Source organism: Variovorax sp. 20P10.2.4 (assembly GCF_058244205.1).
In genome coordinates this window covers 19,518-44,643 of the sequence record NZ_JBZAYE010000001.1, presented here as the reverse complement: position 1 = coordinate 44,643, position 25,126 = coordinate 19,518, and the positions used below count along the sequence as shown (strand labels likewise).

10 protein-coding genes are annotated in these 25,126 nt (G+C 62.5%); 4 read left to right on the top strand and 6 right to left on the bottom strand.

Translation table 11 applies throughout. The annotated features are described in order from the left end of the window. The first annotated feature begins 22 nt into the window (after positions 1 to 22). Positions 23 to 958: a sigma-70 family RNA polymerase sigma factor gene (locus AC27VN_RS00145; protein WP_490875167.1), complete on the top strand. Its 936-nt coding sequence runs from the start codon at positions 23 to 25 to the stop codon at positions 956 to 958. A gap of 51 nt (positions 959 to 1,009) precedes the next feature. After that, entirely contained in the window at positions 1,010 to 2,278 is a 1,269-nt protein-coding gene (locus AC27VN_RS00140; RefSeq protein WP_490875166.1) for a tetratricopeptide repeat protein, read from the top strand. 17 nt (positions 2,279 to 2,295) lie between these two features. On the opposite strand, the gene AC27VN_RS00135 is transcribed toward AC27VN_RS00140, so the two are convergent. Both AC27VN_RS00135 and AC27VN_RS00130 read right to left on the bottom strand, forming a co-directional pair. Beyond that, a complete protein-coding gene (locus AC27VN_RS00135; protein ID WP_490875165.1) occupies positions 2,296 to 2,748 on the bottom strand; it encodes a hypothetical protein in 453 nt (150 codons plus the stop codon). 44 nt (positions 2,749 to 2,792) lie between these two features. Beyond that, positions 2,793 to 3,608 carry a hypothetical protein gene (locus AC27VN_RS00130; RefSeq protein WP_490875164.1) on the bottom strand — a complete coding sequence of 272 codons (816 nt, stop codon included), beginning with the start codon at positions 3,606 to 3,608 and terminating at the stop codon, positions 2,793 to 2,795. Between the two features lie 312 nt (positions 3,609 to 3,920). Between AC27VN_RS00130 and AC27VN_RS00125 the strand changes: the two genes are divergently transcribed. Next, a complete protein-coding gene (locus AC27VN_RS00125) occupies positions 3,921 to 4,985 on the top strand; it encodes a hypothetical protein (RefSeq protein ID WP_490875163.1) in 1,065 nt (354 codons plus the stop codon). Positions 4,986 to 5,081: 96 nt separating this feature from the next. Here the strand turns inward: AC27VN_RS00125 and AC27VN_RS00120 are convergent, their stop codons facing one another. The 4 genes from AC27VN_RS00120 to AC27VN_RS00105 form a co-directional block, all read right to left on the bottom strand. After that, positions 5,082 to 6,395: a radical SAM protein gene (locus tag AC27VN_RS00120; protein ID WP_490875162.1), complete on the bottom strand. Its 1,314-nt coding sequence runs from the start codon at positions 6,393 to 6,395 to the stop codon at positions 5,082 to 5,084. Positions 6,396 to 6,422: 27 nt separating this feature from the next. After that, complete coding sequence (locus AC27VN_RS00115) at positions 6,423 to 6,635, bottom strand: hypothetical protein (RefSeq protein WP_490875161.1); 213 nt, start codon at positions 6,633 to 6,635, stop codon at positions 6,423 to 6,425. A gap of 79 nt (positions 6,636 to 6,714) precedes the next feature. Next, positions 6,715 to 8,982, bottom strand: coding sequence for a YcaO-like family protein (locus AC27VN_RS00110; RefSeq protein WP_490875160.1), 2,268 nt, complete (start codon positions 8,980 to 8,982; stop codon positions 6,715 to 6,717). After that, positions 8,982 to 9,944, bottom strand: a complete 963-nt coding sequence (locus tag AC27VN_RS00105) for a hypothetical protein (RefSeq protein WP_490875159.1) — start codon at positions 9,942 to 9,944, stop codon at positions 8,982 to 8,984. The genes AC27VN_RS00110 and AC27VN_RS00105 overlap by 1 nt, the downstream gene beginning before the upstream one ends. Positions 9,945 to 10,289: 345 nt before the next feature. Between AC27VN_RS00105 and AC27VN_RS00100 the strand changes: the two genes are divergently transcribed. After that, entirely contained in the window at positions 10,290 to 25,124 is a 14,835-nt protein-coding gene (locus tag AC27VN_RS00100; protein WP_490875158.1) for a LysM peptidoglycan-binding domain-containing protein, read from the top strand. The last annotated feature ends 2 nt before the right edge of the window (positions 25,125 to 25,126 follow it).

Sequence of the window (25,126 nt, the reverse complement as noted above, 5' to 3'; positions counted from 1 at the left end):
GTCGATTCGCGACTGAACACCCATGGGACGTTTGAGCTCCTCGCTGCCCAAGGCGCCGATTACCCCGCTTGCCCCGCTTCCGCGGCAGGAAACGGCGGCTGGCGGCACTGCGATGCGCGAAGAACCGAACAAGCTTCCGAAAGAGCCGGACCTGAGCGCGCCGCTCTGGGCGCGCTGGCGCACGGCGGGCGACGAAAGCGCGCGCGAGGCTTTGATTCGGCACTATCTGCCCTACGCACGCATGATGGCGGCAGGGCTGTATGGCCGCCGCTCCCACAACGACGTGGAGTTCGAAGACTACCTGCAGCTTGCGAGGGTCGGCTTGATCGAAGCGGTGGACCGGTTCGACCCGACGCAGGGCAACCAGTTCAACAGTTTCGCTTCCAAGCGCGTGCATGGGGCGATCTTGAATGGCCTGGTACGGCTGACCGAGAAGAATCAGCAGATCAGCGTACTGATGCGCTTGCGGCAAGAGCGGCTCGCATCGATCAAGGAAGCTGCGGCGCATGAGGAGGCGGATGCCACGGCAGAGCCCGACGCCGCGAATTCATCGCCACGTCCGGAAACAGCCACCGCACGCGGCGCCGACAAACTTTTCAAGTACCTGGCAGAGGTCGGGATCGGTATCGCGCTGGGGATACTGCTCGAAGACACCGGAATGGTGGATGCGGAAGCCTTCGACGGGGAGGAGGCTGCGCACGCACCCTCGCCAGAGGTCAGCTATTTCCGCAGAACCGAGATCGTGCAGCTTGGCACTCTCTTGCGCAGCTTGATGGATCGTCTCAGCGATCACCAGAAGACAGTGATCCGCTATCACTACCTGCAGGAGGTCCCGTTCGACGAGATCGCCTCGCGAATGGGCCTGACTCGCGGACGGATCTCCCAGCTGCATCGACAAGGGTTGCTGCGACTGCGCGAACTGCTCGGCAAGGATGCCCGACTGGACGTGTCGTTGTGAACTCGCCATTCATCCAGATCTTCATCACCGATTTCCTTACTCACTGTTGCCATGAATGACATTCCCCTGAACCCGAGCACTTCTTCGACGGCGGCCCCCTTGCATGCCGAGCCGCGCGTGATCGCTGCGCGGCAGCGGCTTGACCGGATGGAGGGATTCTTGCGCGAAGACCCGTCGAACAATGCACTGCTGATCACTGCCTTCGAAACGGCACTGTCCTGCGGCGAATGGGAGCGTGCCGAGTTTTATATGCGCCAGGCGCAGGCATTGCGGGGCGACGAGCTCGGGTGGCGGTTGCGGGAAGGCGACTACTGGTTGGCCCAGCAGCGCTACGACGAGGCACAAGCGGTGCTGGAAGCCCTGGCGGGTACCCCGCAGCCCCCGCCCGGGTTCATCGACGTGCTGATGCACAACCTCGCGTTCATAGAGATGCGCCGAGGCCGCAACGCCGACTGCGTGGAGCGACTCGCAAGGTTCCTGGAAGTGCCGGTTGCCACCGCCGCGGCAGCCGGGCAGGGGTCTTCGCCGGCTGTGGCCGCGCGTGCCTTGCAACAGCTTTGGCTGCGCGCCTTGCACCACGACGGGCAGATCGAGAGGGCGATGAACTGGGCGCTCGCCGCACAGCAGAATGGAACGCTCGACGCGCAAGCGGCGGGAATCGCAGCCCTGATCGCGATCGACGCGTCTGACTTCGCCGCTGCACAGCGATGGTCGGATCTGAGCCTCGGTAGCGGGACACCGCAGGAGCAACCTCCTGAGGCGTTCACGACCAAAGCTTCATTGGCCCTGGCTCGACGCGATGCGGCAACGGCCAGCAAGTTCGCCGACGCGGCACTCGAGCGTCATCCCGGGGATGGACGAGCCTGGTCGACGCGTGGATTCGCGTTCCTGCTGAGCGGGGATTTGGGTCAGGCTTTTCAGGCGTTCCGGCGGTCCCTTGCCGTCATGGGCCAGCACATCGGAACCTGGCACGGACTGGGTTGGACGCAGCTTCTGCAAGGCGATCTGGCCGGTGCTCAGGAGAGTTTCGAGACCGCACTCGGCCTGGATCGGAACTTCGCGGAAAGCCATGGCGGGTTGGCGGTTGCACTGGCCATGCAGGAGAGGCAGGGAGAGGCGAGAGAGCATGCGGAACTGGCACTGCGGTTGGATCGAGCCAACCTTTCCGGCCGCTATGCCCAGGCACTGCTGACGGGAGACGTGAAGGATGCCGGCGACGTACAGCGATTCGGGCGGCGTTTGCTGGCGGGGATGCCGGGCCCCTTCGGGGAGGATCTTGGCGACCTTCTCCCCGCGCTCGCCGAGCATCCGCCAAAGTAAGGCTTGTGGGGGGATGACTAGCGTGCCACGGGCGCACCGGGTGCGCCTGGCCCCGTGGCGATCGCATCGGCCAGCAGGAAGTCCCCCGCTTCGCACATGGCCGCTTGCAGTTCCGCATCGGCCTCCATGCGTTGGATCACCGTGTCGACCAATTGATCGAAAGCATGGCCATCGATCCGGTCCCGCCCAAGGGTTTGCAGCAGAAGGGATTCCAGAAAAAGACGGAAAGCCTTGCGCTGACGCTGAGGGTCATCAGGAGACAAGGCTCGTACTCGTACAGCAACCATCCGCTGTACCTGTGCATCGGCACCACCGGGTTCCAGCGTGTTTGATCTGTCGTCATCCGACAGGCTTGCACGGCCTCGAGCCGTCTCGCGCGAAGCGGCGTCATGCGTTCGCGACTGCACCTGGAACTGCGCTCGAAGCTGAGCGCGGATCATTGTTGCGAGTTGCGTGGTCGGATCGATCATCAAGAGCCAATGCGGAAGGCTTGCCGAAAACGGGGGCGTGGCAATCAGTGCATCCGACCCTGCTGCCCGTAGTTGGCGAGCAGGACATGCGCGAGCGAATCCTCCGAGTCTTCGCCGGCACCACCCGACGGAGATTTTTGCTCCGCGGGCGAGCCACCCGAGCGGCCCGGGAGTGCATGGATGCCGTCGATCACCTTCTGGATATCGCTGGACAGCGCCTTGTTCGAACCCTCGAGTGCCAGCCCCTGCGCATAGCAGGCAAGGGCATCGTCGAATTGGTCCTGGGCCAGCGCGGCAAAGCCCCTGACGAAATGAGGCAGCGGATCCGTGGGGGAAAGATCGAGCAAGGGCTGCCAGGTCAGCAGGGCCACTGCAGCACGCCCCGAACTGAACTGGAGCAGGCCGAGTTGATAGCGTGCCAGGGGAAAGTCGGGCGCGAGCCTCGTCGCGTTCGCCAGGGCCGTCTCGGCATTGACCATGTCTCCAAGCGCCGCGTATTCCGAACCCAGCATGAACTGAGGCAGCGACGCGCCTGGCAGAAGTGCGCTCGCATTCTGAAAGCCTTCAATCGCACGCGCGGCGTCGTTTGCCTGGCTGGCAGCGATGGCGTCGGCCATCAGTGCATCGAATGCTTGTTGGCTGGAGTCTTGCATGAAGCTTGCCTCGGAATCTTGCTTGGATGATCGAACTGGCAGGGAAGCATTTTCCTCTGCTCTGGTCCAGCAGAGAAGGAATCTGCAGGATCGATCAGCTTTTTTATCGACTTTGCTAAACAACACGAAGATCTGGCGGATAAGTTGCAAAGGTGCGCTCTCGCCGGGTTCAACCCAGATCAACGCCTGGAGAAAAGCCGGCTGCATGTCGACGAGGTCGGAAAGATCTCGAAGACGGACGTTGCGGACTGGACGAACACGAGTCGATTGCTCGCCATGTGGGCGCGCGCAACTCGTACCTTCCATCCGTCATCGACCGAAGAACATCCGTGTTTGGTAAAGCGACAATGAACCACCCAGGATGAGCGGCCTTCCGATGAGGATTGGCTGCATGCGAATCGGTGGAAAAGAACCCGTCGGAAGAGATATGCAGAGTGATCCCGGGATGAGCTAGGGCGAGAAGTACCCCCTTGGATGCTGGCAATGATGTCGGTGAATACAACAACTTGAGGAGCTTGAATGTCGAATATTGGAAGAGGGAAGATTTCCCTTGCGGTCTGCCTTGCACTGTTGATTTCTGCCTGTGGTGGAGGGGGCGGCGGCGGCGGGGGAATTCCGCTGTTGCCCACGACATCGGTGCCGGACTCGAACTCAAACGCAAACTCGAATCCACCGTCGACCGACACTCCGGGCGATCCGCCGGTGAGCCCTTCGGCGATCACGCACTACTCCTACAAACTGGGGGACGCCGATCTGGCCAGTTTCGACGCTTTCTCCAAGGAGCTCGAGAGTCCGGCGGTCGCAGGGTTGAGGCCGTTCATGATGCTGGGCATCACTATTTCTCCACCCGATACGCTCTTCGCTACCCGCGCGATCTATCGGCGTGACGGCGAGAAAAGCGACTATGTACATCGGGTCGTTCCAGCAACCGACTCCTCGAATTTTTCCAAGATCCAAGCCCTCGGCGCCGAAGGCTATCAGCTCACTCAGGTGGTGCCGCTTTCTACCGACGGCGCGTTCAGCTCGATCTTCAGCAAGGACAAATCGGCAAACATCACCTATGTCTTCACGGACGCTGGAAGGCTTCCTTTGAAGGACGCCGACAAACCGGCATTCCTGGAGTCGTTGAACAAGCTGGGAGGCGAGGGGTTCTGCAACCCGCTGCTCGCCATCGATACCGAGGGTGCCGAAGCCAGCTTTCGCGTGCGCCTCATGCGAGAACAGCCGACGACCGCTCGTTGCTCTTTCGCGTTGTTTCCGTTGGCCAAGAGTGCCGACGAGCACATGGCCCAAGCAAACACGTTGGGTGCGGAGGGCCGGAAGTTCGTGATGGACGTTCCAGGAGCGCTTGCAGAAAGCTTGTACGTCCGGGATACAGCCCAGAAGACGGTGTTCAAGTACCACTCGGTGGAAACCGAATTGAAGGATGGGCCGGGCAGCCTCGACTACCTGAAGACCTTGGTGTCGCTGCTGAATCAAGAGGGAGCGAAGGGCGCCATTCCCACAGACTATCGGGTGGATGGAAGCCGCAGCTACACGACTTTTTCGACGGCCTACGATTGCACCGGAATTCTTTGCCGATAGTGGGTAGCGTGTAGAACCATCCCTGCCTCACCTGGCCGCCGTGGCTGCGGACCGGGTCGAGGCGGGAGTTGGGTCGTTGGTTGCCTTGGCTGAGCGCTATGAGTGCGCCGAGGCCAGAATGGGGATCTTTTTGCGCATGCTCGGGCGCATGACCGGACCGTCGATGCGTTCCAGGCGCAGTCCGAAGGCTCTGCGAAGGGTCCCGTCGAGGATACCCAAGCCAAACTGATATTCGTTTTCGCAGGACTGCGCGAACTGGTCTCCTTCGAGATACATGCAGGAGCCGCCGCAGATCTGCAGCACCGGGCAGTTGCTGCAGCATTCCCTGTGCGCCCAGTGCGTGGACGTATCCAGGCGCACATCTTCCATTTTCAAGGCGGAGCCAAGGCGGTGCTCGCCCGAACCGCCCGTGTTGTGACAGGTCAGAACATTTGAGTGGAGATCCACGGCGAGATGGTCGCTGCGATCCATGCCGCATTTCTGCCCCATCGACGTGGACGGGGTCTCCAGTTCGATGAACTTCAGGAAATTCCTTGCCCGCTCTACGAGCGCCGGCATCTTGAGTGCTTCGCCGGTTTCGAATGATTCGGCGACGGCTCCCTTGAGCTTGCCGTACTGTTCCGTGGACCATACGCCCGGACCCGCGAGTGCCTTTTCGTCATGGGTGGCGACCACCCCTTCGAAGGACGTGACGATCGAGTCGTCGCCAAACTTGTCGATGAACCAGCGTCGAATCTCGGTTGGATCGCAGTTCTGCGGCGTCAGTACCGAACTGATCACCATTCGCCGGTGAACCTTTCGATCCTCCCACAGGGCTCGAATCGCCTGGAAGCGGTCGGGATCGTCGAATGGATCCTCGCCCCGCACATGCTGGCCGGGGCCGTCATGCGAGAGCGTGATATTGATGTCGTACCGCGCGATGAAATCGACGATCTCCTGGGTCAGCAGACTTCCGTTCGTCACCATGGAGAAGTCTGCATCCGGGAACCTCCGGTCGAGCTCGGGGACAAGAATCTCGAGCTTTCGGAAGTAGAGCAGAGGCTCACCCCCCCAGAACTCGATCTGGTCCGGTGCCCCTTCGATCCAGGAGTCGAGATCGCGCAAGAAGGCGTGTGCGTCCGAGGTCCTGGTCAGTGCCATCGAGCCGACCTGGCTGGACTGATTGCAGTAGGCGCAACTGTAGTTGCAAGCCAGGCCGAGTTGGATCTTCAGGACGGAGGGGTTGGCTTGCTTGCGGGCCGGCTGCCGTGGGTGGACTCGAAAGGCGTCCTCCCAAGCCACCGATTCGGCGGTGGCTGCGCTTTTCGCGAGAACGGGTGTCCCGTCGAAATTCGTGAGGCTGCTCGTGTGCGGGTCGTACTGCAGGCGTACGGCACTCCCGGCTGCATTCTTGCAATGGAACGTGAACATCCGGGAGGCCTCCGTCGATTCGTTCGATCAGTGCGCAGCCGCGCGCAGCACGCGGCGCTTGCCGCGCGGCGTGTCGGGCAGCGGCGAGATGGTACCGCAGTCGTTGGTTGCGGAACCCGCGATGAAGATGGACTGATCGGAAAGAAAGTCGATGTTCCTGGCTTCGACCACCACTTTGCATTCGAGCGGAAGAGCGGAGGGGCGACGCTCCACGGTGTTGTTGGCGAGATGGTTCTTCATGGGTACTCCGGGTTGAAAAAATGCTGAAGGGAAGGAAATGGGTTGGGGTTCTCGATACTGGCCTCCTGGCATGCCGACGTCAGGTGCAGGGATGAACGCCGCGGGTGGCAGGAAACCTCGATGTCGCTGCGAGGGACACCACGCTCTGGAGGCCCAGAGGCTCCAGTCCGAAGCCGAACCACAGCGGAATCAGGCCGGTCGCGAACGCCCTGGCGACATGCAGGGGGCGGCGACCCTGGTCGATCGCGGCTTCCGGCGGAGTCAGGTCGCAGAAGAGGATGTGGTGTCCCTTTTCAAGCAGCACCGCCAGGAGCTCGGCTGGGCTTCGTGCACAGGTGGCGGCGGCGATTTCCCCGGCTGTCACGGCCACCGTGTTCCGGACCCACCAGTCCGCCTTGTCGAAGGCCGATTGCGTAGCGAAATACTCACCGTGCTGGCTGGCGCTGATTACCTGGTTGGTTCGCAGGGCCACGGCAGCAGCTTTACCGTGATGTTGCTGGATGCGGCTTTCCGCCTCGCCGATGCAGGCGTCGAGCGCTTCATCCAGCCCGAGGCCCGAACCGGTCGTCAAGGCAGTCATGCATCCGACTCGGCTTTGGGCAAAGCACGCGACCACCGGCAGCGTATCGGACGGCAGCCAGTGCAGGGAAATGCCATATCCAGCCGCGCGCAGTTGCTGGAGGCGTCCGCGGGCGATGGGTTCGATCGTGGACTCATCGATCCTTGCGGGGGCGCTACCGGACAGCCAGTGGCGACAGAAGGCATCGCGTTCGACGAGTTCGATGAGCGCGCGGGTCTGGGCCGTTTCCCTGTCGGTGAATGCGGCCAACCCCGAAGTGTTGGAGCGGGTGAAAGGCGGCTCCGAATTGCCGTTGCTCAGAGCGCTGGCCGCGTAGACGCACTGTGCCATGACCCATCTGGTCCTTCCGTTCGACGCATCGATGGCCGGGACCCATGGATATGCGCGCGCGGGAGAGAACGGCTGAAATGGAAAGCTCGAACGGCGATGCTGCGCGGCCGAATAGGCCACCAGTTTCCGGGGATCCAGGGCGTCCTTGCCGACGTCCGAGATCGTCGTGTGCTCCAGGCCGCGAGGAGCGCTGCACCAGCCCATTCGCTCCCAGGCCTCGGCTTCTGCCTTGATGGCTGCAGTTCTCGGGCTCTGCGAGCGACCGGCCGCCCAAAGGGCTTGGCCTTCGATACCCGGGATGACGAGCGGACCGGCGACGGCGATCCGCGCGGCCAGCGGAAGCGCCAGCGTGTGCTGCGGTACGGGGTGGACCGGAACCTGTTCGTTCGCGCGGTGGGCAAGCGCCTCCTGTTCGGGCGTAGGTGCCGCGCCGAGTAGCAGCGCGGGGAGCGGGTAGAGCGCCTCGGGAAGCCCGAACAGCGCCTGGACTTCGGTCTCCACCGTGTCGCCGCGCACGATGGAACTCGCCTGCTCCTCGAGCGCGGCTAGCGCGGCGTTCTGCAATGCGTGGCCCGCCTCGATCATGGCCAGCGTCAGAGCGCGATTGCCGTATTTCTCGCTGATGAAAGCCAGGTCTGCGACCGGGAAGATCGCCGCGTGCGCGTAGCGCAGCGAATGAGGGGCAAGAAGGGTGCTCCACACGTTTTCGGTGGCGCCAGGCAGTATGGAAAGGGTGAGCGCGCCGCCGAACTCATCGGTGGCGTGGTATTTGATTTCGTAAAGGCCTGGCACGTAGTGCCCGGCCGGGCGCATGAGTGCGATGAACCACCGCAGCCCGTACAGTGCACCTCCAGATGGGACGGTGCGGCGCACTCGTCCGCGGTGTTCTTCGAGCACCCCATAGAGCGACCACAGGATATTGACGAGCGCTTGCAGGGATAGCGCGCGATCGTCGAATGTCTGAGTGCTCTTGCGTCGGCGCAAAGCCTCTTGGAGATGGGTATTCGCGGGCCGAAGAAGACTTGCCGACGCTGCGAAGGTCTTGAGCCCGTCGTCCGTCTTCTGGCGCAGTGCCTGCACCGCTTCCAGGCTCCTGGCTGGGACGCTGAGCGGTTGGGGGGCCCAGCCGATTCGAGCCTGACTGGCGAGCGCATGGCTGGCCTCGATCAGGACTCCCTGATCGATCAGGGCCTGCAAGGAACGTTCGACTTCGCCACCGGGCCAGCGCTGGCTGAGTCCGGAATGCACATCCGTCCAAGCCGTCTTGCCGTCGCAATGTCGTTCCACCTCCCGCAGGAATTCCGGCGGTGCATGGACGCGAAGACGCTTCAGGGGGAGTTCGCACTGAACCCCATTGCGCAGGTATGTCCAACGGCCGGCAACCACCGGCCATCTCGGTCTGAGGTTCGATGAGGTGCTCGCGCCCACGAGGTCCATCACCCTTCGATTGCGGCTGTGGCGAGCGGCGACGGCTGACTCGCCGCTGGCGCCGCGTGCCTGATGTCGAGCAGAGAAGCCAGCATGGGGCCGTATCCGGAGGGGGGCAGGATGGGATTCGAGTTCGCCTCGAGCCACCACACCTTTTCGTCCCGGTCGACCACCGCATCGAGCGCGCACAGGACCGGAAGCCCGAGCTCCTCCTCCAGTGCCGCGTTGATGCAGTTGCCCATGCGCCGGATCTGCGCATGCAGCGCAGCCGAGAGCTTGTCCAGATCGCTGTCGGATTGGGCCTGCACGGGGCTTTCCGCATACCTGCGTCCGTACCGGTATTCGACCCAGGCGACCTTGCCGGCTTCCAGGACGTCACTCAGCCCCAAGCCCTGAAACGCAAGCGTGGAGGTCAGCCACCGCTTGTCCTTGTTTTCCGGCACCTGGCCGTCGAGGCGATTGAGCTTTCTCGCGACCAGCATGCCGACGGTCGAGACGCCATCTCCGACGATGGTCGGGCGTTCGTGGCAGTGGGCGTGGAACGGTCGATTTCCCCAGAACCAGACCTTCAGGTTCTTGCCGGCGATGAATTGCTCGGCAAAGAGCCGCTGCGATTTCAGGCCCGCGAGTTCCGGTGAGGTCCACGCTTGCGAGAGCGAGGGATATGGGCCGAAGACCGCGTCGCCGAACGAGCCCGCGGGCAGCTTGAGCAGATAGTCCTTCGGGATGGGGGCGGTGAGTTCCCAGTGTTCAGGGGTCGGCAGGCCATGGCGAGCCAGGAATTCCTTGAACATCAGCTTGTCGCTCGACAGCGGCCACCGCAGGGGACGATAGGGAAGCCAGCCAATGAATCCGGTCGCATTCGGGCTGAGTGTGCTGGCGTAGCTCATCGTGCCGCCGCCATTGAAGAACTGCGGATGCAGCTGGCAGCGCACGCGCCCCCATTCGATCTCCAACCGAAAGGTCTTCATGTCCAGCCGGACTTCCGCGCTGTGAGCCAGCGCCCAGTCCTGTACGGCTCGGAAATGATTCAGCGTGACACCAATGTAAGACACAGATCCCTCAGTGACGGGTTCGACAAGACCCCCTTGATCAACCTATCCAGCAAATACACGGTTTGTTTAGCGATTACCCGATGGGTTTGATCGGGATTGGCTAAACGGACCGCGAAAGCCGCGGATGTGTTGGTGAGAACTGCGTGTGGGGGTGAGGGTCGGAGCCGGGGTGCTGTGTCGGGTGCCCATGGGAAGCGGCTCAATCCGTCTTTGCCGCTCATGTGGTTCGACATCAATTTCTGATCTCGAACGGACACGATCATGGTAGCCATCGTCAGCGGTAACAGCCTGGGCCTGAGCCTGACCTCTCTGAACACACTGGGCCAACGCGGCTCGCTCGGGGTTGCGGGGCAGGGTCGAAACGGAGAGCTGGCCTATGTCAATATCGCCAACGGCAACCTGGTCCTGCAGGATCTGGATGACAAGCTCGTTGCGCGCGGGGGCGATGTCGGGGTTGTTCGAACCTACAACAGCCAGGGTCTGCTGAACGACGACAACGGCGACAACTGGGCTGTGGGCGCCTATGGCCAAAGCGTGAAGCTCACCGGCACCGTGGCCACCGCCGGAAGCACCTTGGTGCGTACGGATCGCGATGGTGCGGCTGCCACCTACGCCTGGGACGCTGCGCGCAGTCTCTACGTGAGTTCGGCCGGCGCGGGGGCTTTCGACACGATCGCCTACGACTCCGCCGCCCTGCGCTTCGTCTGGACCGATGGGGATACGGGGCTTCAGGAGCGCTACGAGTCCACGGGCCTCGGGCGGCTGATGTCTGCCAGCGATCCCGTAGGCAATACTCTTGCCTACACATACAACGGCAGCACCAATACGGTCCAGAAGATCGTCGACGCCAACGGCGAGACGACCTATTTCGACTACAGCGGCACGAATCTCACGCAGATCCGCACCGAGGCGACGGGCGGGGTGATATTGACTCGCGTTCGTTACGCTTACGACACGTCGAACCGTCTGACGAGCGTGACGGTCGACCTGAGTCCCGAAGACAACAGCGTGGCCGATGCCAAGACGTACGTCACGACCTATACCTACGATGGCACCAGCAAGCGCATCGCTTCGGTCACGCAAAGCGACGGAACGAGCCTCGCGTTCACGTATGGGGCCGACAACCGCATTGCAACCGTCAAGGATGGCCTTGGTCAGACCACTACCTATACCTACGACACCACGAACCGGCGCACCACGGTCACGGATCCGCTCGGCCTGGCGACCTTCTACAGCTATGACGCGGCCGGACAACTGACGCAGATCCAGGCGCCGGCCGTTGCCGGTGTCTCGCAGGTCACGCTGTTCAGCTATGACGCCAACGGCAATGTCACCCAGGTCACCGATCCGCTCGCGCTGACGGTGACGATGCAGTACGACGCGTACGGCAATCAGACCCTGCAAAGGGATGCAGCCGGCAACACGATCACCCGCACCTTCGACGTGCGCAATCAGTTGCTGACCGAGACTGTCTACCTCACGCCCGATCCGGACGGTGCAGGTAGCGGTCAGCCCGGTCAGCCCCTGACCACTCGCTATGTCTACGACAGCACGGGCAAAAACCAACTGCGCTTCGTGCTGAGTGCCGAAGGCCGGGTGACGGAGTACCGCTACGACAGCTACGGCCAGCGGACCACCGCGCTGCAGTATGCGGGTGGCAAGTACGACGTCTCGTCCTTGGCTGCAACAGCCGTGCCCACGGAGGCTCAGTTGGTCACCTGGACGGGCACGCAGGACCGCACGCAGGCCAGCCGCACCGACACCGTGTACGACGCCCGCGGCCAGATCCAGAAGGTGACGGTCTTTGGGGCGGTCGACGCCAGCGGCAATGGCGTTGCCGACGGTACTCAATCCGTGCTCCAGTACGTCTACGATCGCGCCGGCTTGCTGCTGAGCACGGTGAGTGCCACCACGGGAAGCACCGTGTTCACCTACGACGGCAAGGGGCGCGTGCTCTCGAGCCTGAATGCACTCAACCAGACCACCCTGACGAGCTACGACGACGCGAACAACAAGACCGTCGTCACGCTGGCCAACGGCCTGATCACGACCAGCGCCTACGACAAGAATGGACGGCTCACGAGCGTGACGCAAGGCTCGGCCGCCACACCCAACCTCGGCGCCACGACGAACAGCTACGACAAGGATGGGCGGCTGATCCGCCAGGTCGATCCGACGGGGGTGTCCACCGGACGCGTTTACGACGAAGCGGGGCGCCTGATCGCCGAGATCGACGGCACCAACGCGCTGACCGAATACGTCTACGACAAGAACAACCAGGTCACGCAGAAGATCGTCTATGCCACGGCGGCCTCCACGACCGCGGTGGCGAGCTACTACGCCGATCCCAACAGTGCACCGGTCAACCGCCTGAGCGCGCTTCGTCCCGGCCTCACGGGCAGCGACCAGAAGTCCTGGCGCCTCTACGACGGCGCGGGCCGCCTGGTGCGCACGGTCGATGCTGCGGGTGCCGTCACGGACTTCTTCTACGACGGCGCGTCGCGTCTGATCGGAACGACCCAGTACGTCAAGACATTGGTGCCCGGCACATTGGGCGCGGCACCGACATTCACGGCGACTACGCCAGGACTCGATGGCAACGATCGTGTCACGCGACGTTTCTATGACAATGACGGCCTGCTTCTCGGGACCCTGGATGCGGAAGGCTACCTGAGCGAATCGCGCTATGACGCCAAGGGTCGGCTGATCACGCAGATCTCCTATGCCAAGCCGACCACCGGCACGCTGCGCGCCGCCGGGACGCTGGCTCAGCTGATCCCCCTGACGGACTCCCAGGACCAGACCTCGCGCTGGATGTACGACGATCAAGGCCGGATGCTGGCCCAGATCGATGCCGAAGGCTACATGACGGAGTACGTCTACGACGGCAACGGAAACGTCACGACTTCCACCCGTTACGCCACGCCGGTGAGCGCAACCTTGTTGTCGTCGATGACGACCGCCACCACAGTGGCCAGCCTGCGTCCGGCGACTGCCGGAGGTTTCCGCACCACGACGAGCGTCTACGACAAGCTCAACCGCGTCACGCAGCGCACCAATTTCGAAGGCACGGTCTCCACGTACGAGTACGACAGTGTTGGCAACCTGGTCAAGACCACCAATGCGGTGGGCACGGCCGAGGTGCAGACGATCAATGCGCGCTATGACATCCAGGGGCGTCTCACGGGCGAGCTCACGGCCGAAGGGGGAGCCCTGCTCGTGGCCGGCCAGACCCAGGCGCAGATAGACGCCATCTGGTCGCAGTACGGACTGACCCATGCATACGATACGGCCGGCCGCCGCACCAGCACCACGGACGCCTACGGAAACAAGACGCTCTTCTACTACGACGCGGATGGCCGCCTGACGCACAGCGTGAACGCGCGCGGCGAGGTCACCGAGCAGCACTACAACCCGATCGGACAGCTGGACTATTCCACCCGCTATGCCGCCCGCTTCCTCAGCCTGACGGGTCTCACCGGCGGACTGGCGACCGATGCTTTCAAGACGAGCGTCGCCGCTCTCAGGAACGTCCCGCTCGACAGCACGCAGAGCTTCACTTACAACGCGGCCGGCAAGGTTGCCACGGCGACCGACGAAAAAGGCAACGTCACTCAATCGACCTACAACGCGTTCGGTGATCTGACGGGCCGGACCCAGGCACTCGGCGGCGGCCAGCAGCTGGTCCAGTCGATGACGGTGGACCGCCGGGGCCTTGTCACGGGCACGGTGTCCGATGCGACGGGCATCAACGCCATCACCAGCGCCGTCTACGATGCCTTCGGCCGGCTGACCAGCAGCACGGACGCGAACCTGAACGTCCGCCAACAGCGCTACGACCGCCTCGGGCGCGTTGTCGGAACCACCGACGCCGCGTCGGCCGTACGCTCGTCGACCTACGATGCCTTCGATCGGGTCCTGACCCAGACGGATGCGCTGAATCAGGTCACGACTTTCACCTACGACAAGGCACTGCGCAGCGTCGCCATCAAGACCCCCGAAAACATCACCGTGACGACGGTGTACACGCGGCTCGGGCAGAAGCAAAGCGTGGTGGACGGCAACCTCAACACCACGACGTACGCCTACGACAAGGACGGGCATCTCCTCACGACGACGACGGCGCTCACGTCGACCTCGAACACCTACGACCGCGCGGGTCGCCTGGCCACGACCAAGGACGCCAATGGCACGATCACGACGTTGGCCTATGACGCGGCGAACCGTGTGCTCACCCGCACCGTGGACGCCACCGGACTGAACCTGATCACGACCTACGCGTACGACGCCAAGGGTCAGCAGATCAGCGTGACCGACCCCAACAACGTCGTCACGACGATTGCCTACGATCTCAAGGGACAGGTGACCAGCCGCACGGTCGATGCGACGGGGCTGAACCTCGTCACGCAGTACACCTACGACGCCGTGGGCAACACGCTCACCGTGATCGATCCCAACCTGGTCACGACCCAGTACATCTATGACAAGCTCGGCCGGCGCACGCAGATGCTGGTGGACCCCGCGGGCCTGAACCTCACGACCAGCTACGCCTACGACAAGAACGGCAACCTCACGAGCAAGACGGATCCGAATCTCCAGGTCACGCGCTACGCCTACGACGCCGAGAACCGGCTGGTCTTCACGCTCGATCCCGTCGGCAACCTGCAGCGCACCAAGTACGACGCGGAAGGTCGCGTCATCCTGACCGTCGACTATGCGGCACCCATCGATACGGCAAATCTGGGTGCCGCGCCGACGGTGAATCAGATCGAAGCCAAGGTTCCGGCGGCCGCGAATCCGGCCAAGGACATCACGGTACACCGTGTGCTCGACAAGGACGGGCGGGTCGTTGCCACGGTCAACGGGCTGGGCGAAGTCGTCAAGTTCGTCTACGACAGCAATGGCAATGTGATCGACCGCACGGCCTACGCGGCGCGCATCGTGATGGCCAACTGGACCGTCGGCACGGTTCCGGCACCGACGCCGAACACGGCACTGGATCTGCGCCTGCGCACGGTGTATGACCAGGTCAATCGCGCCGTCTACACCATCGACGGCATCGGGGCGGTCACGCGCAACATCTACGACGGCAATGGCAACGTGCTGGAGCGGTTCGCGTACGCGGCACCGGTGCCCACTGCCACCGCCGCGACCACCAGCGCGCTCGCAGCAGCCGTCGCCCTGGTGGCGAATCCGGCAACGGATGCGCATGACCGCTATCTCTACGATCGCGCCGACCGCATGATCTGGCGCGCGAATGGCGTCGGGGGCGTCACCCAGCTGGTCTACGACAAGAACGGCAACGTTCTGAAGACGATTCAGTACGCCACGGCGATCTCGGCCACGGCACTCGCCTCGGCGGCCGTGGCGGGGGCGGGCGATCGCATCACCGACATGGTGTACGACACGGCGAACCGCCGGGTCTTCGTGACGGACGCTCTGGGTGGATTGACCGAAACCGTCTACGACAAGAACGGGAACGTCACGACCCGCTATGCGTACGGCAAGTCGGTAGCGGTTCCCACGGCGACCAGCAAGCTCACCGAAGCGCAAGTGAGAACGGCTCGAGTCCCCGATTACGACGTGTCCGATCGCGTGACGCGCGCAGCCTACGACAAGGCCAACCGACTGGTCCTGGCGGTGGACGCCATCGGCGCAGTGACGGAGACGTCCTATGACGCGGTCGGCAATGCGATTCAGACCAAGAGCTACGCCAAGTCGATCGTCCTGACTTCCCTGAAGTCCAATTTGACGGCCAGCGTCGAAACGCTGCGCGCGCTGCTGACGGCCGACACCACCAACGATCGCACGGTCAAACGTGCCTACGACGGCGCCAATCGTCTGGTCTACACCGTGGACCCGATGGGCTTCGTCAAGAAGAACGTCTACAACGGCCTCGATCTGGTCACGCAAACGACCGAATACTGGTATTCGATTCCCGCATCCACGACCAACGCGGGGATCGGAACTGCGGTTTCTGCAGCGCCGACGCTGGATCGCACGAACACCTTTGTCTACGATGCTGCCGGTCGGATGCTGAGTACGACCGACTCTCTGAGCAACACGGAGAGCTATACCTACAACGGTCTGGGACAGAAGGTCAGCTTCACCAACAAGAAGACTTCCGTCTGGTCCTATATCTACGACGCGGCGGGGCGGATGATCAAGGAGACCGCGCCTGCGGTCGAGGTCACTGCGGTCAAGACGGACGCGAGTGGCAAGCTGATCGTCGACACAGCCAACTCCGCCACGGCGAACATCATCACCCAGATGACGTACGACGCGCTGGGTAACCTGAAGTCGCGGACGGAGGCCGCCGGGCGGGTCGAACAACGCGTCACGAGCTACGAGTACGACGCGGTCGGACACCAGGTTCGTACGATCTTCCCGACGGTCAACGTCTACAACCCGGCCGGCGACACGCTCACGACGAACGGCACGAGCGGGCTGGCCACGCGCACCGAGACAACCACCACGCTGGACACGCGCACCACATACAACGTGTTCGGAGAGGCCATCGCCAACAAGGACGTGGCCGGCAGCTACAGCTACAAGGCCTATGACCTCCTGGGCCGGCTCGCCTACGACGTGGATGCCCTGGGGTTCGTGACCGGCTACGTCTACAACGTCTGGGGCGAGGTCAACGAATTGACCCGCTTTGCCAACGCGACCACGCTGGCCAGCACCACGCCGGCGAGCCTGAGCGTCACCCAGATCAGCACCGCGGTGAATGCCGCTGGCATCGATCACGGCAAGGATCGCAAGATCACGACCACCTATGACCGGGCCGGACGGGCCATCAAGGTTATCGAGCCGGTCTCCTATACCTACGACTCGTCGGCGGCGGCGGCCTCGCAGTACGCCACGGCCGGGCGTACCACGGTCAACACGTACAACGCTTTCGGAGAGATCACTCGCGTTGGCCTGTTGAAGAACGCGGCGCTGAACACCTGGGTCTACACCAACAACTACTACAACCTGGCGGGTCGGCAGATCGCTACGGTCGACGCGCTGGGCTATCTGACCAAGCAGGAGTTCGACCCGTGGGGCAACGTGACCCTGCGCAGCGAGTACGCCAAGCCGGTGGTGGGATGGAACGCCGCGGCCGCGCCGGCGGCGGTGCCGACCGCTCCCACCGACGCGGTCAACGATCGCCAGGTCGCCTATGCGTACGACCGCATGGGTCGCAAGACCAGCGAGACGCGCATGAGCGTCGAGTTCAGCGCCAGCGCCAACGGAACCAGCACCCGTGCCAACCTGGTCACGAGCTATGCCTACGACGCGGTCGGCAACCTGACCGTCACGACCGACGCCAATGGCGGGACGACCTACAGCTATTACGACGCGCTGGGCCGCGTGCGTGCGACGGCCTCCCCGAGCACGAGCAACGGCAACCTGACGGCCGTGACCAAGTTCCAACGCGATGCTTATGGCAACGTGGTGGTCAAGACCGAGACGCACGTCTACAAGAGTTCGCCATCTGCCGACGCTCTTGCATCTCCCGGTGCGTCCACGCTGAGTTCCGGGCAACGCCTCTTGCCCGGTCAAAGCATCTACTCGGCCGACGGCCGCTACAACTTCACCTTGCAGACCGATGGCAACCTGGTGGTCTATGACCGCCAGGACAACAACCAGGTCCTTTGGACCTCGAACACCTCCGGGTCCGGTGCCACGAGCCTGGACGTCCAGGCCGACGGCAACGTGGTGCTGTATGGCCCGAGTGGCGCCATCTGGCACACCTACACCAACGGCAAGGGCAGCGTCAATCTGGTGATGCAGAGCGACGGCAATCTCGTCCTCTACACCGCTGGCGGCACGTGGGCATGGGACACCGATCCCGACAACAACGTCGACATCAACGCGGACCGCGTGACCTTCACGCAGTACGACAAGATGGGCCACGCCACGCAGACCACGGACGCGGCGGGCTTCAATCACTATAGCTCCTACGACGCGCGCGGCAACATCGCCAAGGAATGGCAGTTGGTGACCGACAACGACAACGTCTCGAGCACGATGTTCCGCGTCTACCAGTACGACAAGCTCGGCCAGCAGACGCATGTCATCGACCCTGCATCGCGCAGCCAGGTCAGCGGCGGCACAGTCGCGACCGTCACGCAGGCCCAGGCGGGTCTCGTAGACACGGCGCTCGAATACAACGGCTTCGGTGAAGTGACGCGCAAGGGCGTCAATGGAGGCCGCCAGGAGTACCTGGACTACGACAACGCCGGACACGTCTGGCGGACGAACTCGGGCGACGGCGCCGACAAGGTTGCGCTCTACGACCTGCTGGGCAACCAGACGGCGAACATCACGAGCTACGGCACCGCAGCCAGCGATGTCAACCTCTATACCAGCTACTCCACACCCGACGCCGTGGCAGCCGCAAGCCTGCGCCGTACCGACATGGTCTATGACCTGCTCGGACGGGTCGTGAGCACGATCCAGCCCGAGCGCAGCCAGGCCACGGGCGGTGCGCAAGTCAGCCGGCTGTTCACGCAGGCCAGCATTGCAGGTTCGAGTTCGCCCACTCGCGACGGCAACGGCACGGTGAACGGCAACAGCGGCACCAACATCGTGGACCTGGGCTGGTCGCCTTTGCGCAACCTCGGAAGTGGCGAACTGAAGGTCGTGCTCGAGTACACCTCGAAAACCTATCCGGTCAGCGACAACCCGGGCGGCTCGGGGGAATCCGGCCCACCTCAGATGGCTGGAGGCGTCGCACGTTCTCGCACGGAGATCATCAGTACTGCGGCCCTGGGCACGAACGGTTACCAGATGAAGTGGGCCGATGCGCCCAACGAAACCAATGGCGGGATCGACCGCGTCACGCGGGTGTCGATCTACAAGAAGGACACCTTCGGCACCTGGCAGCCGGTGATCACCGAAGGGTCGGTCGGCTACAGTGGTCAGGTCATCGACTTCGATGCGCCGGACGATCCCTCCACCACCCTGACCCTGCAGATCCGCGCGGCAGGCAGTCCGGGCGAGACGGGCTGGAGCAATGCACCGCTGGTCAATTTCGGCGACATGTGGCGCTACAACGCGAGTGCCTTGCCCCCTGGCAGCTACGAGTATCGCGTCACACAGACGACGAGAACGGGCGTGGCGACCGTCACCGCACGCGGTACCGTGGGGCTCACGTCGCCGCCGCTGGCCACCATCAGCGCGCAGATCGGTTTCTATCAAAGCGGCTACAACACCAGTGGACTGCTGACCTGGGCGTCGCCGGGGGCCGGCGTCGAGCAGGTGCTGCGCTATCGCCTGGCGGGAACCAACGGGGCCTGGATCACGGCACCCGTGGCAGATCGCGGCAACGGACGCGACGGAGTGGACCTTACCAGCGTCGCCGGCGGAACCTACGACTACGAATTGCTCTGGATCCATGAAGGCCAGGGAGTTCCATATGCGCATGCCACGGGCCAGGTGATCAGCACTGGATGGGTCCTGCCGCAGTGGATTCCCCCAGCCAACCTTCCGGTCATCACCAACGTGACGGTGCAGACCGTGACGAGCGGCGGCAACAACAACGAATCCGGCAATCCGGCCGGGCCACCGCGAACGAAGATTCAGTGGCCCTACACGCTGACGATCAACGCCGGCAACACTTTCTCGTTCCGCTATCGCCCGCAGGGAAGCACCGGCGACTGGAGCACCTTGCCCGTGCAAAGCAGCACCGACGGCAACAACGAATCCGGTTTGCCTTTCGTCTCCCAGAGCGTCGACATCACGGATCTCGCGAGCGGGATGTACGAATACCAGATCCTGTCCACGCTCAACGGGATCGGTACCACGCAGGCGGTCGCCCAGGCCACCGGCGTTCTGGACAACCGGAAGGCACCGATCATCGTGACGCATTCGGGCGTCAACGTGATTCCCTACCTGTTCCAGACCGGAACCACGCCGGTCTATGCGCGCGACGAGAACGGCAACATCATCTACGAGACGGTGACCGAGACCCAGTACCAGACCCAGTCGGTCGCGGTCTGGGGCTGGGCCCAGGTACCGCGCGTCGAGGCCTATCAAGTCGGCGTGCAAGGGCCGCCCCTGGTTTCGGGCTACGACGAGCAGGGCCAGCCGATCTACGTCCGCGACGCTTGGGGCAACATCCAGTACGAGACCGTTTATCACTGGGAGTACCGTACGGTGTGGGACACCGTCTGGACCATCGTTGGATGGCAGGACCAGCAGGTTCCAGTGCAGGTCCAGGTCCAGAAGCCGGTCATCCTGAGCTACACGCCGGTCTATGAGACGCGCTACCAATACATTCCCTATTCTTGGGACGAGCAGGTGGGCGTGACGCCAGTCACGGTTCAAGACAACACGCCGTCGTATTCCCCCGGATTCTGGACGCCGTTGATGCCGCCTCTTTTCGGGTCGGCGAGCAATACCGCGGCCAGCAGCGCCGCTGTGAGCGAAAACAATACCGACGCCGTAGCTGCCACACAGACCACGACGGTCCAAGGTGTCAGCAGCACCGTGCGCCCGGTGGTCAACCAGAACGTGGACCGTTGGGGCAATGTCACTTCCATCAGCGACCCGCGTTCCGCCGCATGGGTCACGACCTACCGCTACAACGCCAACAACCAGCTCGTCGAGCAGAAGCAGCCCGACGAGAACGGAAATGTGGGCACCACCGCGGCACCGGTCACGCAGCTCTTCTATGACAAGCTCGGCCGCCAAGTGGCAACGAAGGACGCCAAGGGGAATATCCAAGGCAAGGCCTACGATGCGCGGGGCAACCTGATCCAGGAGATCCAGGCCGACGGCCAGGCGGTCAACAACAGCTACGACGTGTTTGGCCAGAAGCTGGCGACGGTCGACGCGGAAGGGGTCGCGACCACCTTCAAGTACGACGCGCTGGGGCGTTTGACGACCACCACCCACATGGCGGTGGACGTCTGGGGCTGGCCGAACCTCTACGCGCCGGCCGTCCTCGCCAATCAGGCGATCGTCGAAACGAACAAGTGGGACCAGGCCGGGCGAAAGCTCAACCAGATCAATGGCGCTGGCGAAATCATTCGCTATGCCTACGACCTGCGAGGCAACCTCATCAGCACCACCCAGGACATGAACCAGGTCACGCGGGCGGCCTACGATGCGATGAACCGCAAGATCGGCGAATACGACGCCAACGGTGCATTGGCAACGTGGAGCTACACCTACTTCGGCCAGCTTTCCGGGCATACGGACATCGGCGGCGCGACCTACAGCTACACCTACGACAACGCGCGGCAATTGACGAAGCAGACCAACACGCGTGGTCAGAACCTGAGCTACACGTACGACAAGGCCGGCCAGCTCGTCAAGATCAACGACACGGGCGCGAACAAGGTCACGACCTATGTCTATGACCTGGCGGGCCGCCACGTGCGCGAGACCACGACCCAGGACAACGTGACCTACCAGGACAACCAGATGGCGTACGACGCCCTGGGACGCCTGCGCTGGATTGCGGACGGCAACGCCTACATCACGATCGACTACGACAAGGTCGGCAACCGCACCCACACCCAGACCAAGGTGGTCTATACCGGCACGAGCACGACCATCGGTCAGGTGGACCAGCCCGAGACGACCGATCGCTACTTCGCGTACGACCAGATGAATCGCCAGACGCTGGTTGATTCGGCCACGGCAGACGGCAGCGTCCTGGGGGCGGAGGGCCACAAGCTCACCTATTACCGCAACGGCAATCGCAAGACCGACGAGCATTCGGGCATGCGCATCGTGCAGGTCAACGGCCAGTGGACACCGGTGGTTGGCAACATCGTCGAGACCTACAGCTACGACAAACTCAACCGTCTGACGACAACGGTGCGTGACGGGGCGTTGGTGGAGTCGCGAGGCTACGATGCGGCGAGCCGCCTGATCTCGAGTGCTCCTGCGGCATTGGGCGCGGACTATGTCAATCTGCACCGCACCTATCGCGGCATCAACGGCACGGATGCACTGCAGGGACGTACGAGCATGTACGACCGCAACGGTCGGGTGACCTATCAGTCGACTGCCGAATACATGGTGGCCGCCAGCGCGGTCAACTACACGTACGACAACATGGGCAATGCCTTGTCGTACAAGGTGGCGGACACTGTCAATCTCACGTTTACCGACACGACGGTCGCGGTCGAGCGCGCCGAGGGATACCGTACGTCAACGAGCAGTAGTGAAACTCGAAAGGCGGGTACGAACGCTTTGGTTTCCTTGGGCATTCTTGGGTACAACTACGATACCAATGGGCACCTCAAATCCACTGGCGACCCCGGTCAGACCAAGCAACCGGATCTGCGCGTCCACAACTTCGTGAGCGATGCCAACGGCAACGTGGTGTACTCGTACTACACCAACGAGTTCACGCCCGACAAGCGCATGAATGCGCAACATCAGCTGGTGGTGAATGGGGAAGTGCTCGGCCGCTATGGCCTGCTCACGGACAGCCGTTTCGATGGCACGCCGTACACGCAATTCGGTCCGATCTTCACGCCGCAGAGCGATTTCAGCTTTGGCTATCAGCCGATCAGCCGCACTTATCCTGGAGACGCGCCGAGCACGTACTCGGTGGGCATGAATGACACGCTGCAGGGCATTGCCAAGGGTGTGTATGGCGACTCGAGCCTGTGGTACCTGATTGCCGATGCGAATGGGTTGAGCGGCAACGTCGATCTAAGGCCAGGCCAGGTGCTGCGCATTCCGGCCGCTACCAGCAACGCGAACAACGCCAATACGTTCAAGCCCTACGACCCAAGCAAGGTTTATAACGACTCGGCGACGATGATGGCGGCGCCTGGTGGCCAGGGGGGAGGCTGCGGTGGGGTCGGGCAGATCATCGTGGCGGTGGTGGCCGTGGTCGCGGCGGTTTTCACCGCTGGGGCCGCTGCTGTTGCCATGGCCGGAGTTGAAGCCGGGGTGGGGGCGGGCGTCGCGCTCGCGGATGCCGGGCTGGCTGGCATCATGTCCGCGGGCGGAGCCGCCATGACCGGGGGGGCCATTGCGGGTGCTGTCGGTATGGGTGGGGCTGTAGCGCTGACCGGGATTGGGGCTGCAACTGCAATCGGCGCTGCGGTGGTCGGCGGAGCGGTTGGTTCCATCGTCAGCCAAGGCGTCGGCATTGCGATTGGCGCTCAAGACAGCTTCAGCTGGAAGAGCGTTGCCTTGAGCGCAGTGGGCGCAGGAGTGTCCGCAGGAGTAGGCGGAGCCTTTGGAGATATCAGCAAGCTCGACACGCCCCAAAAGCTGGGGGCTTTCGCCGCTCGATCTGCCGTTTCCAATGCGGTAACGCAGGGCGTAGCAGTTGCTACTGGTTTGCAGTCGAGCTTTAACTGGCGAGGGGTTGCCGCATCTGCGGTCGGTGCAGGAGTTGGCGCGGCTGTTTCCGGACCAGCAGCGGATTTCTTCGGCGATACCCCGCTTGGTCAATTCGGTACGCAATTGACCTCTGGAATTGCAGCGGGCCTAACCGCGACCGCACTCAGAGGCGGCAAAGTTGGTGTAATTCAAGTCGCGACCGATGCCTTTGGCAATGCGTTGGGGGAAAGCCTTGCTGCGGTCAACAGGAGCAGTGCTGGCAGCAGTTCACCTTCGCCGGAGTTCGACACCGGGCTGCCTGACATGGCGATGGAAGTCGCCCCGGGGCGCAACGATAACGATTGGAACGATAGTGCGTCAACTGGCTATACGGGACCGGGTGGTGGATATGCGGGCATCCCTACTGGTGGCATGCCCACGTCCATTGACGGCCGACCCATCGATGCGCTGGGACGCATCACCGGGGCCATTGGTAATCAAGGCAGCGTGCTGAGGATGTTCGCGGATATGAAAATTGATCAGCGCGCAGGCTATGGGCAATTGCTGCGCACCGGTCAGTTGACGCAAGCTGACTTCGACGCGAAGGGCACACCTATCGTGCAGCCTGGGCAGACATTCACAATTGATCCGAACAATTTGACCAGCGCGGACGCAGCGCTTGGAGGCTCATACATTGCCAAAGAGTCTAGTAATAGAGCGGAATTGTTTCGTAAAGCGCAGGAAGAAGCCGCGCAGGCGGAGTCCTATGGCAATGAGGGTCGTCAGAGTATGCAAGCTCGCGCAGACGATGTTGCGTTTGTAGCGAGCATCTTTGAAAAGAAGCCTGCCATTCCGATGTCTGTTGTGCCTCCTGTCCAGTGGAGTTTGACTGAGCAGGTATCGCCAGCGATGCGAGGCACGACAATTGGACAGGTCCTAACGGGAGGAGTTGATGTCAGGGGCGGTCGTTCTAGCTTTGTTGATCAAGGAATGGAGACTGGAAGCCTGCAGAGACAACAGCTGACACCATTCCAGCGAGATTTGGCGACGTTTGCTCAGGATATTCCAAAGGTTCCAGGTAATCTTGTTGTTGGAGTGATTGAGGGGGGGCTCAATCTTCTTTGGGGCGCTAATCCTGGGTCTCCGGATTACATTCCGTACCTGAATTCGCTGAGGGTGCCTTACAGTAGTCCCGTATCCGAGTACGCAGAATTTGGGCTTGGCTTGACCGCTGCGGTTTTGGCGCGGCCGTCGAGCCCGACTGCATCAAGATCTACTGCTGCGAGTGATAGGAATTTGCTTCGGGAGCCTGGCGCTGTTGGTGATTTGTTGTATGGCGCACGAGTAGGGGAAGGGTTGCCTGGGGCGGCTGGAGTGGGGATACCCAAGCGGCCAACGGTACAAGAGTTAGCAAACCTTAGCGCTAAACATGAAGTCGAGTTTGCCGTTACTTATACACTAGGCCCGGGAAGAAATGGCCGAGGTGGAAGCTATACTCTTTATTCGGGGGGCAAAGACTATGTAAGCATTGGGGAGTTGAATGGTAATAAAATCTTGATCGATCACGTTCATCCGGACGGAAACATCGCAGCGAGCGGCTATTGGGATCCGGGGCCAAATGGTAGTTTGATATTCAAGGGCGATCAGGCGGTATTGAAGGCTCTTCAGGAGGCTGGATCCCCTCAGAAAAGCTCGAGAATTATTCCTCTTACCCGAAAGGATGGACTCGTTGCTCCCCCGTTCAGGTTTACTGTTGATAATCACAATACTAGTTATGTAATTGCTGGTGGTCGAATTGTACCGAAGAGATAATT